12 protein-coding genes are annotated in these 12896 nt (G+C 60.9%); 5 read left to right on the top strand and 7 right to left on the bottom strand.

Features of this window, described 5'->3' with window-relative positions:
- The first annotated feature begins 3 nt into the window (after positions 1-3).
- From glgA to FBZ97_RS00850, 4 genes are all read left to right on the top strand, one after another.
- Positions 4-1446: a glycogen synthase GlgA gene (gene glgA, locus FBZ97_RS00865; protein WP_145316028.1), complete on the top strand. Its 1443-nt coding sequence runs from the start codon at positions 4-6 to the stop codon at positions 1444-1446.
- Positions 1447-1450: 4 nt separating this feature from the next.
- Positions 1451-3079, top strand: a complete 1629-nt coding sequence (locus FBZ97_RS00860; RefSeq protein ID WP_069613291.1) for an alpha-D-glucose phosphate-specific phosphoglucomutase — start codon at positions 1451-1453, stop codon at positions 3077-3079.
- A gap of 210 nt (positions 3080-3289) precedes the next feature.
- Positions 3290-5260, top strand: a complete 1971-nt coding sequence (glgX, locus tag FBZ97_RS00855; protein WP_145316026.1) for a glycogen debranching protein GlgX — start codon at positions 3290-3292, stop codon at positions 5258-5260.
- Positions 5261-5327: 67 nt separating this feature from the next.
- A complete protein-coding gene (locus FBZ97_RS00850; protein ID WP_145317504.1) occupies positions 5328-5816 on the top strand; it encodes a MaoC family dehydratase in 489 nt (162 codons plus the stop codon).
- On the opposite strand, the gene FBZ97_RS00845 is transcribed toward FBZ97_RS00850, so the two are convergent.
- From FBZ97_RS00845 to FBZ97_RS00815, 7 genes are all read right to left on the bottom strand, one after another.
- Positions 5813-6238 (bottom strand): hypothetical protein, encoded by a 426-nt coding sequence (locus FBZ97_RS00845; protein ID WP_145316024.1) that lies wholly within the window; start codon positions 6236-6238, stop codon positions 5813-5815. The two genes, FBZ97_RS00850 and FBZ97_RS00845, sit on opposite strands and share 4 nt — an antisense overlap.
- A gap of 64 nt (positions 6239-6302) precedes the next feature.
- Complete coding sequence (locus FBZ97_RS00840; protein WP_145316022.1) at positions 6303-6851, bottom strand: sarcosine oxidase subunit gamma; 549 nt, start codon at positions 6849-6851, stop codon at positions 6303-6305.
- Positions 6844-9840, bottom strand: coding sequence for a sarcosine oxidase subunit alpha (locus FBZ97_RS00835; protein ID WP_145316020.1), 2997 nt, complete (start codon positions 9838-9840; stop codon positions 6844-6846). The genes FBZ97_RS00840 and FBZ97_RS00835 overlap by 8 nt, the downstream gene beginning before the upstream one ends.
- Positions 9837-10202, bottom strand: coding sequence for a sarcosine oxidase subunit delta (locus FBZ97_RS00830; protein WP_145316018.1), 366 nt, complete (start codon positions 10200-10202; stop codon positions 9837-9839). The genes FBZ97_RS00835 and FBZ97_RS00830 overlap by 4 nt, the downstream gene beginning before the upstream one ends.
- Positions 10203-10217: 15 nt before the next feature.
- Positions 10218-10637 (bottom strand): hypothetical protein, encoded by a 420-nt coding sequence (locus tag FBZ97_RS00825; protein ID WP_145316016.1) that lies wholly within the window; start codon positions 10635-10637, stop codon positions 10218-10220.
- Positions 10637-11890: a sarcosine oxidase subunit beta family protein gene (locus FBZ97_RS00820; RefSeq protein WP_113330522.1), complete on the bottom strand. Its 1254-nt coding sequence runs from the start codon at positions 11888-11890 to the stop codon at positions 10637-10639. Before FBZ97_RS00820 ends, FBZ97_RS00825 begins: the two co-directional genes overlap by 1 nt.
- A gap of 162 nt (positions 11891-12052) precedes the next feature.
- The gene (locus tag FBZ97_RS00815) at positions 12053-12331 is read right to left on the bottom strand and encodes a hypothetical protein (RefSeq protein WP_113330523.1); all 279 of its coding nucleotides are present in this window, start codon (positions 12329-12331) and stop codon (positions 12053-12055) included.
- A 351-nt stretch (positions 12332-12682) separates the two neighbouring features.
- On the opposite strand from FBZ97_RS00815, the gene rpsU reads away from it, so the two are divergent.
- Positions 12683-12895 carry a 30S ribosomal protein S21 gene (rpsU, locus tag FBZ97_RS00810; RefSeq protein ID WP_004117638.1) on the top strand — a complete coding sequence of 71 codons (213 nt, stop codon included), beginning with the start codon at positions 12683-12685 and terminating at the stop codon, positions 12893-12895.
- The last annotated feature ends 1 nt before the right edge of the window (position 12896 follow it).

Below are 12896 nucleotides of genomic sequence, written 5' to 3'. Positions count from 1 at the left end.
CCTATGAAGGTTCTCTCGGTTTCGTCCGAAGTCTTCCCCCTGATCAAGACAGGGGGCCTTGCCGATGTGGCCGGCGCCCTGCCTATTGCACTGAAGCCCTATGGCGTTGAAACCAAGACCCTCATCCCGGGCTACCCTGCGGTCATGAAAGCCATCCGCGATCCGGTTGCCCGTCTGGAGCTTCCGGACCTCCTTGGCGAGGCTGCCACCATTCTCGAGGTCGAGCACGCGGGAATTTCCTTCCTCGTGCTCGATGCGCCGGCCTATTACAGCCGCACCGGCGGCCCCTATGTGGATGCGACGGGCAAGGATTACCCCGACAACTGGCGTCGTTTCGCCGCGCTGTCGCTCGCCGGTGCGGAAATTGCCGCCGGCCTCCTGCCCGGCTGGCGGCCGGATCTCGTGCATGCGCATGACTGGCAGTCGGCCTTGGTGCCGGTCTACATGCGCTACTATCCGACGCCGGAGCTGCCGAGTGTGCTGACCATCCACAACATCGCATTCCAGGGCCAGTTCGGCGCCGACATCTTCCCCGGCCTGCGCCTGCCGGCCCACGCTTTCTCCATGGAAGGCATCGAATATTATGGCGATGTCGGCTTCCTGAAAGGCGGGCTGCAGACGGCACATGCCCTGACCACCGTCAGCCCATCCTATGCGGAAGAAATCCTGACGCCGGAATTCGGCATGGGCCTCGAAGGCGTCATCGCCAGCAGGGCCTACAATCTCTACGGCATCGTCAATGGCATCGACGATGACATCTGGAACCCTGCGACCGATCCGATGATCGCGCAGACCTATAGCGCGGCGACGCTGAAGGATCGCGCCGTCAACCGCCATCGGGTCGTCGAGCATTTCGGCCTCGACGACGATGACGGTCCGATCTTCTGCGTCGTCAGCCGCCTCACCTGGCAGAAGGGCATGGATATTCTGGCTGAAGTTGCCAGCGAGATCGTCCACTTGGGCGGCAAGCTCGCAATTCTCGGCGCAGGTGATGCGGCGCTGGAGGGCGCGCTTTTTGCCGCAGCCGGCCGTCATCGCGGTCGCGTCGGTGTTTCGGCCGGCTACAACGAACCCATGTCGCATCTGATGCAGGCCGGCTGTGATGCGATTATCATTCCCTCGCGCTTCGAACCCTGTGGCCTCACGCAGCTTTATGGCTTACGCTATGGCTGCTTACCCATCGTTGCGCGAACGGGCGGGCTGAACGATACGATTATCGACGCCAACCATGCCGCGCTGCAGGCAAAAGTCGCGACCGGCATTCAATTTTCGCCCATCACCGCGGAGGGGCTTTTGCAGGCCGTGCGCCGTGCCATGCATCTTTTCCCGGATCGAAAGGTCTGGACGCAGATGCAAAAGCAGGGCATGAAATCCGACGTATCCTGGGGCAGGAGCGCAGAACGCTACGCCGCTCTCTACTCCAGTCTAGTCTCGAGAGGCGCTTAACCCGATGATTAAAACAGTACCCACCACCCCCTTCGCGGACCAGAAACCAGGTACTTCGGGCCTGCGAAAGAAGGTTCCGGTATTCCAGCAGCCGAACTACGCGGAAAACTTCATCCAGTCGATTTTTGATTCGCTCGAAGGCTATCAGGGCAAGTGCCTGGTCATCGGCGGCGATGGCCGCTACTACAATCGCGAAGTCATTCAGAAGGCCATCAAGATGGCCGCCGCGAACGGCTTCGGCAAGGTGATGGTCGGCAAGGGCGGCATCCTCTCGACGCCCGCAGCCTCCAACATCATCCGCAAGTACAAGGCCTTCGGCGGTATCATCCTGTCGGCCAGCCACAATCCCGGCGGCCCGACGGAAGACTTCGGCATCAAGTACAACATCGGCAATGGCGGCCCCGCGCCTGAAAAGATTACCGACGCTATCTACGAGCGCTCCAAGGTGATCGAAAGCTACAAGATTGCCGATTTCCCGGATATCAACCTCGACCGCATCGGCCGCGAAGATATCGACGGCATGATCGTTTCGGTCATCGATCCGGTCGAAGATTATGCAGCCCTGATGGAAGAGCTGTTCGATTTTGGCGCCATCCGCAACCTGATCAGCCTAGGCTTCCGCATCTGCTTCGATGCGATGAGCGCCGTCACCGGCCCTTATGCCAAGGAAATCTTTGAAATCCGTCTTGGCGCCCCGGATGGATCGGTGCGCAACTTCCTGCCGCTGCCGGATTTCGGCGGCCATCATCCGGACCCGAACCTCGTGTACTGCAAGGAGCTCTACGACGACATGATGAGCGACGATGCGCCCGATTTCGGCGCAGCATCGGACGGCGACGGCGACCGCAATCTCATCATCGGCAAGGGCATCTACGTCACCCCGTCCGACAGCCTGGCGATCCTGGCAGCCAACGCCAACCTCGCTCCCGGCTATTCGCATGGCATCGCCGGCATCGCCCGTTCGATGCCGACAAGCGGCGCCGCCGACCGTGTTGCCGAAAAGCGTGGTGTCGGCATCTACGAAACGCCGACCGGCTGGAAATTCTTCGGCAACCTGCTCGACGCCGGCATGGCGACGATCTGCGGCGAGGAAAGCTCCGGCACCGGCTCGAACCATGTTCGCGAAAAGGATGGCCTTTGGGCCGTGCTGCTCTGGCTGAACATCCTGGCCGTACGCGGCGAGAGCGTCATCGATATCGTGACGCAGCATTGGGCCGCCTATGGCCGCAACTATTATTCTCGCCACGACTATGAAGGCGTCGATACTGATGCTGCCAACGGCCTGATTGCAGCGCTGCGCGAAAAGCTGCCGACCCTGCCGGGCACGAAGTTCGGCGACCTCACGGTTTCCGCCGCCGACGATTTTGCCTATCACGATCCGGTCGACAAGTCGGTCAGCCAGCATCAGGGCATCCGCATCATGTTCGAGGGCGGCTCGCGCGTCGTCTTCCGCCTCTCCGGCACCGGCACGACGGGCGCGACACTGCGCGTCTATATCGAGCGTTACGAGCCCGATTCGACCCGCCACAATATCGAGACCCAGGAAGCACTGGCCGATCTCATCACGGCCGCTCAGGATATCGCAGACATCAAGGGCCGCACCGGCCGCGATGCACCGACGGTGATTACCTGACGGCAATTTTTGCAGACCCCCCTCACCCTGCCCTCTCCCCGAGGGGAGAGGGGGATTGTGCCATAAGGACCTTCTCCCCTCGGGGAGAAGGTGGATTTCGGTGATTGAGCGGAGCGAAATCGCCGAAAGACGGATGAGGGGGTTATCCGGGAACGACGGCAAATTGCATCACGTTCGTTCCAACGTCCTAAAATGGAAAGCCCGCGAGACATGTCCGAACCGACAACCCGCTGCCTTGGCGCCACCCTCACTGACTCGGGTGTCGAATTTGCTGTCTATTCTAGGCATGCTGAGCGGATAGAGCTTTGCCTGTTCGACGCCGAGGGCCACAAGGAAATCGCCCGTCTGCCGCTCGCCCGCGACGGCGATGAACACCGCCTCTTTGTGAAAGATGTGGGGGAAGGCACGCGCTACGGCCTGCGCGCCCATGGCACCTACGATCCTGATCGCGGCCTATGGTTCGACCCATCCAAGCTGCTTGTCGATCCCTATGCCAAGGAGATCGATCGGCCGTTTCGCTACGATCCGCGCCTTGGGGTCTACGGCGCCGATACGCAGGATCTCATGCCGAAGGCGATCGTCTCGCGCGATATCGCGGTGAAGCCAGCCAAGCCCTTGTTTCAGCCGGGCGGCCTGATCTACGAAATCGCGGTAAAGCCGTTCACCATGCTGCATCCCGATGTGCCGGCGAAACAGCGCGGCACGCTTGGCGCCCTCGCCCATCCCTCAATCATTGCGCATCTCAAGCGCCTGCAGGTCGACGCCGTCGAGTTGATGCCGATCTCCGCATGGATCGACGAACGTCATCTGCCGCCGCTCGGCCTCACCAATGGCTGGGGCTACAATCCCGTTGCCTTCATGGCGCTCGACTCGCGTCTCGTACCCGGCGGCATGAAGGAGTTGCGCGAGACAGTTGCCGCCCTTCACGCCGAAGGCATCGCCGTCATCCTCGATCTCGTCTTCAACCATACGGGCGAGAGCGACCGTCAAGGCCCGACGCTATCCCTGCGCGGCCTCGATAGCCCCACTTATTTCCGCAGCCTGCCGGATCAGCCCGGGACGCTTGTCAACGATACCGGCACGGGAAACACCGTTGCATGCGATCAGCCGGCGACACGCAAGCTCATCATCGACAGCCTACGGCATTTCGTCCGCAATGCCGGGATCGACGGTTTCCGCTTCGATCTCGCCACCGTGCTCGGCCGCAACGGCAAGGGCTTCGATCCGGAAAGCATGACGCTGCGCACCATGCTGGCGGACGAGGTGCTGCAGGATCGAATCATGATCGCCGAACCCTGGGACATCGGTCCAGGCGGCTATCAGCTCGGAAATTTCCCGGCACCTTTCCTCGAATGGAACGACCGCGCTCGCGACGACCTGCGCCGCTTCTGGCGCGGCGATGCCGGCATCGGCGATCTGGCAACGATCCTTGCCGGCTCTTCGTCCATTTTCGGTCGTGACGGGCGGACGCAGACGCGCAGCATCAACTTCCTCGCCGCCCATGACGGCTTCACCCTGATGGATCTCGTGTCCTACGAGAACAAGCACAATGAGGCCAATGGCGAGAACAATCGCGATGGTCACAACGAGAACTTCTCCTGGAACAACGGCATCGAGGGAAAAACGGATGATCCCTCGGTCCAGCGCAAGCGCCGCGCCGATATTGAAGCTATGCTGTCAACGCTCTTTGCCACGCGCGGCGCTATCATGCTGACGGCAGGCGATGAAGGCGGGCGCAGCCAGCAGGGCAACAACAATGCTTATTGCCAGGACAACGCCATCACCTGGATGGACTGGAAGACGCTGGACGAGGAACTGATCGGCCATACTGCCTGGCTCGCCGGCCTGCGCCGCCGCTTCACCGCCTTTGGCGACATGAATTTCTTCCGGGGTGATGGTGACGTGCTTTGGTTTTCAGGCGCAGGGACGCCAATGACGGTGCCGGATTGGGAGGCGCCAGGAGCGGCCGTGCTTGGCATGGCGCTGGAAACAGCGGATCGCGCGACGCATCGATCGACGCGACTCGCCATAATCTTCAATCGTGCCGCAGACGAGCGCGCCGTTACATTGCCGGCTTCCGAGAGCGGCGGCTGGTCCCTGCTGACGACAGCAGGCGAAACGCCAGCCGGAGAGCAGATCGCTATTACCGCCCGCGCTGTCGCCTTCCTTCTGGAAAACTGATCACGGTTGCACTTTCAGTCTCGATTCGCCAGAAAGGGCTTTGACGACACAGACTGACGAGGATGGCATGCCCGGCGAAATTTCGCTTGTTGAGATCATGAAGCTTGCGGGAACGGAGATCGGCGTTTCCGACTGGATCACCGTCGACCAGACGATGATCGACACTTTTGCCGATGCGACGCTCGATCACCAGTTCATCCATGTCGATCCCGAACGCGCCAAGGCGGAAACGCCCTATGGCGGCACCATCGCCCACGGCTTCCTGACGCTCTCGTTGCTCTCGGCGATGAATTATAGCGCCCTGCCGAAAATCCGCGAACAAACCATGGGCATCAATTACGGCTTCGAGAAGATCCGCTTCATGTCGCCGGTCAAATGCGGCGTGCAGGTGCGCGGTCGCTTCACGCTCGCCGAAACGCGGCTGCGCGGCGCCAATATGCTGATGCTGACTTATGACGTGACGGTCGAGATCGAAAACGAACGCAAGCCGGCACTGACAGCGACATGGACGACCATATCGCAGTTCGACCCGAAGGATAGGCCCGAGGAGTCTTAAGACTTTTTCAGGAGGGAGCGGATTTTCTGCATAAATATAACCAGAAGAAGAAGCGCAATTCCGCACAAAGCTTCCGGAATTTGGGAAGTTAAAGCGCGAAATATGGAAAGCGCATCGAAGAAAACTTTGCCGTCTACAACCTGCTCGATCGTATGAAGAATTATTATTGTAGGTATGAAAGCCATCAAGTAACTTCGAATACGGTCTAAAGCGTTAAATTTACTTGGTATCGTTGGCGGGATGCTTCCGCAGCCTATCCCGGTCCATGACTTGGAATCGACTTCAAGACTTTCCCTGTCAGATCCCATGGGCATGACCTTTGTATCGCGCATCACGTTGCGCTGATTGACGGCGAGTGCTGCGAGCTTGCCGATACAACCAGTATGCGGCCGAAATTGACGGCAAGCAAGATAGATTGCCATCAACTCTCGGCATCATGCACCAAGCCAATTTTTACATCGACTTCGCCTTCGAAGGCTGTCGAGCTTAAAGCCCCGCATCCTCCGCGCCCTCGGCCAGGAGACCGAAAGCGAAGTCGGAGAAGGAGCGCCAGACTTCGACACGGAATGTCTCATCATCGAGCCGCAGGATCACGACTTCCGCCTTGCCGAGCAGCGTGCGCGAGCAGGCGCCGACCGGGAATGCGCTCAGCGAAACGTCCTGCGGGCAGCCGGCGGCGAGCGTCGCTTCCGCGCCGGGGCCGGACACGATGATGGCTGTATTGCGATGCGAGACATCGGTCGCCGAGTGCAACACGCCAGACGATCCAGCCACGCCGACCAGCTCGACACCGTTTTCGTCGATGACGAGCCATTCGTCCGGGCCGAGCCACAGGGCGTGACGCCCATTGGCGCTGACCGAAGTCTTCGGCCGGGTCGGCAGTTGCAGGCCAAGCGCCTGCGAAAGACCGCCGACAGAATCGGCCGGAGCGCGCAGAGAAATGCGGCTTGCGGGAGCAGCAGGCGTCAGCCGAACGGTCGAGGAACCGCCGTGGCGACCAACGAGCGGCAGTTTGCGGGTAGCGAGATCAGCCATTGATCCGGCCTCCTTCCTTGTCAAAGAACACCAGATCCGTCACCTCGACTGATATCGTCTTATCGGGCATCGGCACATAGAGCGTCTTGCCCATGCGCTCACGCCCGCCGGCAACCAGCGCGAAGGCGATGGAGCGGCCGAGATTTTCCGACCAATAGGCCGAAGTAACATGGCCGAGCATGGTCATCGGCTTCGGCTCATTCGGATCGGCGACGATCTGTGCGCCCTCCTCCAACACAACCTTCGGATCGCGCGTAATGAGGCCAACGAGCTGCTTGCGACCTTCCTTGACGAGATCCGGCCGCTTCAGGCCGCGAATGCCGACGAAATCGGTCTTCTTCTTGGACACGGCCCAGGCAAGGCCGGCATCGTCGGGCGTGACGGTGCCATCGGTATCCTGGCCGACGATGATGTAGCCCTTCTCGGCGCGCAGCACGTGCATGGTCTCCGTACCGTAGGCGCAGGCGCCCAGCGGTTCGGCGCGCGCCCAGACAGCTTCCCATACCGACTGGCCGTAATCGGCCGGCACGTTGATTTCGTAGCCGATTTCGCCGGTGAAGGAGACGCGGAACAGCCGCGCCGGCACGCCACAAATCTTGCACTCGGCGACACTCATATGCGGGAAGGCCTCGTTGGAGAGATCCTGTCCTTCGACGAGCGGCTCGATGATCTCGCGTGCCTTCGGACCTTGCACGGCGATGACGGCCCATTGCTCGGTGGTGGAGGTCAGCCACACCTTCAGATGCGGGAACTCGGTCTGCAGATAGTCTTCCATATGATGCAGCACGCGCGGCGCACCGCCGGTTGTGGTGGTCACGTGGAAGCGATCCTCGGCCAGACGCCCGACGACGCCGTCGTCATAGACGAAGCCGTCCTCGCGGGTCATGATGCCGTAGCGGCAGCGGCCGGGCTTCAACGTATCCCAGGCATTGGTGTAGATCAGGTTCAGGAACTCAGCCGCGTCCGGCCCGACCACCTCGATCTTGCCGAGCGTCGACGCATCGAACACGCCAGCCACTTCGCGCGCCGTGCGGCATTCGCGATTGACGGCCTGGTGCATGGTCTCGCCGGCGCGCGGATAGAACCAGGCACGCTTCCAGTTGCCGACATCTTCGAAGATCGCGCCGTGCGCCTCTTCCCAGGCATGCATCGGCGTCTTGCGAGCGGGATCGAAGAGAGCCCCGCGCGAATGACTGATGAGCGTGCCGTAAGTCACCGGCGTATAGGGCGCGCGGAAGGTGGTAAGGCCGACCTGCGGAATATCCTTGCCGAGCATTTCGGCGGCGATCGCCAGCCCGTGCATGTTGGAAAGCTTGCCCTGATCGGAGGCCATGCCGTTGGTGGTGAAACGCTTGATGTGCTCGATGGAATGCATGCCTTCGCGCACGGCGAGACGAATATCCTTGGCGCAGACATCGTGCTGGAAATCGACGAAAGCCTTCGCATTCGTGTCCGGCCCGGCGCCTTCGGCCGCACCGATCATGCCGCCGGTCCACTCGAAAGCCTGCTCGGCGTGAAGCTGGATCTTCTCGGCTCCATTGGTGCTGCCCGTGGCGCGTGCCATCAGCTCACCGGCGGCCAGCGATTCCTCGATCGCCGCCTGCAGCCCATCCGTGCCGTTGCAGGCACCGACTGAAAGGCAATCCTGAACATAGGTACCCGGCAGGAAGCGCTGCTTCTCGGCATCAAATTTCAGCTTGCCGCGCGACTGCGAAAAGAGATGAACTGAAGGCGTCCACCCGGCCGAAACCAGCAGGGCATCCACCGGGATCTTGCGGGTCGCCGAGCTGCCGTTGCGCGAGACGGTCATGGAAGAGACGCGCAGCTTGCCTGAGGTATCGACGACGGCATAGTCGGTCATCACCTCGATGCCCAACCGTTTTGCCTCGGCCAACACAGCCTCGCCCGGCCGCGCGCGGCTATCGACGATGGCAACGACGGACACGCCGGCGCGCTTGAGATCGAAAGCGGCCTCATAGGCCGAGTCATGCGCCGTATAGACGCCGATCTTCGCACCGACGGCGACGCCGTAGTGATTGAGATAGGCGCGCGCGGCCGAAGCGAGCATGATGCCCGGACGGTCGTTGTTCGGGAATACCATGTGGCGTTCGATGGCGCCCGTTGCCAGAATGGCGCGCTTGGCGCGGACCTGCCACAGGCGCTCGCGCGGCAGGTTACGGCCCGGCTTCGCCAGATGGTCGGTCACCCGTTCAGCGAGGCCGAAGAAATTGTGGTTGTAATAGCCGAAGGCGGTCGTCCGGGTCAGCACCTGAACATTCGGCATCGCCTTGAGCTTGGCGAAGGTCATCTGCGCCCACTCGTAGCCTTCCACACCGTCGATCTTGATGCCGGTGTCGAAGCGGAGCGCGCCGCCAACCTCCGGCTGCTCGTCACAGAGGATGACTTTGGCGCCGGTTTCAGCCGCGGCGAGTGCCGCGGAAAGGCCGGCAACGCCGGCACCGACGACGAGAACGTCGCAATGCGCATAACGGCTGGCATAGTGATCCGGATCTTCTTCCGTCGGCGCGACGCCGAGACCAGCGGCACGGCGGATGAAGGGCTCGTAAACATGCTTCCAGGCCGTCTTCGGCCACATGAAGGTCTTGTAGTAGAAGCCGGCGGCAAAGAAGGGCGACATCAGATTGTTGACGCCGCCGATATCGAAGGCGAGCGACGGCCAGCGGTTCTGCGACTGCGCCTTCATGCCGTCGAAGACTTCCTGAACGCTGGCGCGTACGTTCGGCTGACGCCGCGCCGCATCGCGGGAGATATCGAGCAGCGCGTTCGGCTCTTCGGCTCCGGCCGACAGGATGCCGCGCGGACGGTGGTACTTGAAGGACCGGCCGACAAGATGGACGCCATTGGCAAGCAGCGCAGAGGCGACGGTATCGCCTTCGAGCGCAGTATAGGTCTTGCCGTCAAAAGTGAAGCGAGCGGTTCTGGCCGGCGTCAGACGCCCCTTGCCCGCGATACGATTGGCGCCGCTCATTCAACGAATCCCTCTGTTTGTGCCGTCTGTTCTTGTTCGTTCTGTTGCTGCGCTGCCGGCTCGGAAGCGCCAGGCTTGAGCGTCGCGAGGTCGGGCTTCGGCTCGCCGGCCTTGTAGGTTCGGTAGAAGTGATCGCTCACGGTATCGCGCGCCGCATTGAAGAAGCGGCCGCAACCATGAATGTGCCGCCAGCGCTCGAAGAGCAGGCCCTTCGGATTGTCGCGCAGGAAGAAATATTCCTCGAACTCCTCATCCGAAATCCCGGCAATATTGGCTGGCCGCGCGATATGCGCGTCGCCGGCGTTGCGGAATTCGAGTTCCGAACGCTCTTCCTCGCAATAGGGGCAGTAAATCAGCAGCATCGTTTTCTACCTGTGTTAAAGCTCGGAGCCTGTAAGGCTTGTGCCGGGAGGCTGCGCGCAAAGCTGCCGTCCCATGATGACGAAAGGTGTTATGCGCTTCAGCAGCGCCTCCAGCGATCCATAGGGTCTCAGCACATTGGTCATCCCAAGATTGACCAGGCTCATGCCCAGCAGGTCGGTATCGATTACAAACGCCCTGGCCGCCTCGGACGTCGGGTCCGGCACGAAATAGACCGTTGGCTCGCTCAGCACCTTGGCGCAGAGCAACATTCCGCTTTCGGCCACGAAGGGCCAGTCAGCCTCGTCCTTTGCCTTGTGGATCACCTGCATGCGAAAATCCTTGGCTCCCGGAATAAGGTCGCTGACTTCGGTCGCGATCGCTCCGACCGGCAAGGAAAGCCCCGCCGCAAGAACGATCCCGACCGCCGCCGGCATCAGTGCGCCACGGCGGCGGCTGCCGCCTCATCGATCAGGCGGCCGGTGCGGAAGCGATCCAGCGTCAGGCCGGCATTGAACTTATGCGGCTCGTCGCGGGCGATGAGATGCGCAAACAGATTGGCCGAACCCGGCGTCGCCTTGAAGCCGCCGGTGCCCCAGCCGCAATTGACATAGAGCCCGGGAACTGGCGTCTTCGACTGGATCGCCGAACGGTCCGGCGTATTGTCGACGATGCCGCCCCAGGAACGCATCATCTTAACGCGGCGAAACATCGGGAAGAGCTCGCAGATCGCATCCAGCGTATGGGTGATGATCTGCAGGCCGCCGGTCTGGCTATAGGAATTATACTGATCCGTGCCGGCACCGATGACGAGCTCGCCCTTGTCGGACTGCGAGATATAGGCGTGCACCGTGTTCGACATGACGACACAGGGGAAGATCGGCTTCAGCGGCTCGGAAACAAGCGCCTGCAGCGGGCTCGATTGCAGCGGCACGCGCACGCCGGCCATCTGCATGACGACGGTGGTGTGGCCGGCTGCGGAAACGCCGATCTTCTTGGCGCCGATGAAGCCCTTGGTGGTATCGACACCCGTCACGCGGCCATCCGGCCCGCGGCGAATGCCGGTCACTTCGCAATTCTGGATGATGTGCACGCCGCGATCGGAAGCAGCGCGGGCATATCCCCACGCCACCGCATCGTGGCGGGCCGTGCCGCCGCGGCGCTGCAGGGCGGCGCCGTTGATCGGATAGCGCGCCGTCTTCGAAATATCGAGCGGCGGACAATAAGCCTTGGCCTGTTCCGGCGTCAGCCACTCATTGTCGATGCCATAGAGACGGTTGGCGTGGATATGCCGCTTGAAGGACTGCTGGTCATGCACATTATGCGACAGCATCATCACGCCGCGCGGCGAATACATGACATTATAATTGAGATCCTGAGACAGCCCCTCCCAGAGCTTCATCGAATGCTCGTAGATGTGCATGCTCTCTTCATAGAGATAGTTCGAGCGGATGATGGTCGTGTTGCGGCCGGTATTGCCGCCGCCGAGCCAGCCCTTCTCGATGACGGCGACATTGGTGATGCCGTGCTCCTTGGCGAGATAGTAGGCCGCACCCAGGCCATGACCGCCAGCGCCGACGATGATGACGTCATACTCCTTGCGCGGCTCTGGCGAGGTCCATTGCGCCTCCCAACCCTTGTGAGCCCGCATCGCTTCCCGTGCCACGGCAAAAACCGAGTATTTACGCATTCGCCCTCAACTCCTTCAGGCAAGACGCCCTTTTTGTGGGTCATACAAATCGCAAATCGAAAACCGACACAACGGCTCTTTTGCGACGCATTCAGGACCGTCTTTCGACACGGTTAAAATTGCCAATCAGCCGAGTGGCCTGCCCATGACTGCTTGGCAGATCTATTTGCGCTGCAGATGGCAGATCTTCACCCGCGCGCCGTGGCTATCCTTGCGCCAGATACATCCCTCATTCCGCGGCTTTCCCTTGTAAAGGTAAATTCTCGCCCGGTGCTTGTTGTCAAAGGTCTGATTGGAAAAGTCGTGGCCGCCGACCCGCACATTCTTGCCAAAGCGGACTTCGCCGGCGGCGACAGGCGCGAGCGCCCCAGCAAGAACAATGAGCGCCAGTATGGTTGGCACAAACAGCCTTCCGACGACAGCAAAGCCGAGCGATTTCATAAGGTGATTCCCCCTTGCTCCGAACGGTTGCTTCCGATGATGCAATCGCCGCAGCACACGAATGACTGTGATCCGACATACTCACATAAGCATGTCAATGTCGCAAAGATCGGGGTCGGCCGATGGCTTAATCAACAGCTTCGATGAAGCGTCACAAACGCGGCCGGCTGAATTCGGTACTCGACAACTAGCTTTTTCCTCTGCAAACTCACGATCTGGCTAGACTTTGACAAACCGATCTGCTATCTCGCCTAACCAATCGCAAGGCTGCGGCTGCGCGAACGTTATATTTTTGCCTCCTGGCGCTGCCGTCGCCGCTGGCATCAACCAAACCAAAGGAACGTGATTCTCGTGCAGGTACTTGTCCGCGATAACAATGTCGACCAGGCTCTCCGCGCTCTCAAGAAGAAGATGCAGCGCGAAGGTATTTTCCGCGAAATGAAGATGCGCGACTACTATGAAAAGCCGTCGCAGAAGCGTGCTCGCGAGAAGGCTGAAGCTGTTCGTCGCGTTCGCAAGCTTGCTCGCAAGCGCGCTCAGCGCGAAGGCCTTGTTGCCAAGTAAT

Source organism: Rhizobium sp. ERR 942, from assembly GCF_007828395.1.
In the GTDB taxonomy this organism is placed as follows: domain Bacteria; phylum Pseudomonadota; class Alphaproteobacteria; order Rhizobiales; family Rhizobiaceae; genus Rhizobium; species Rhizobium dioscoreae.
This window is presented reverse-complemented; position numbering and strand designations above follow the sequence as displayed.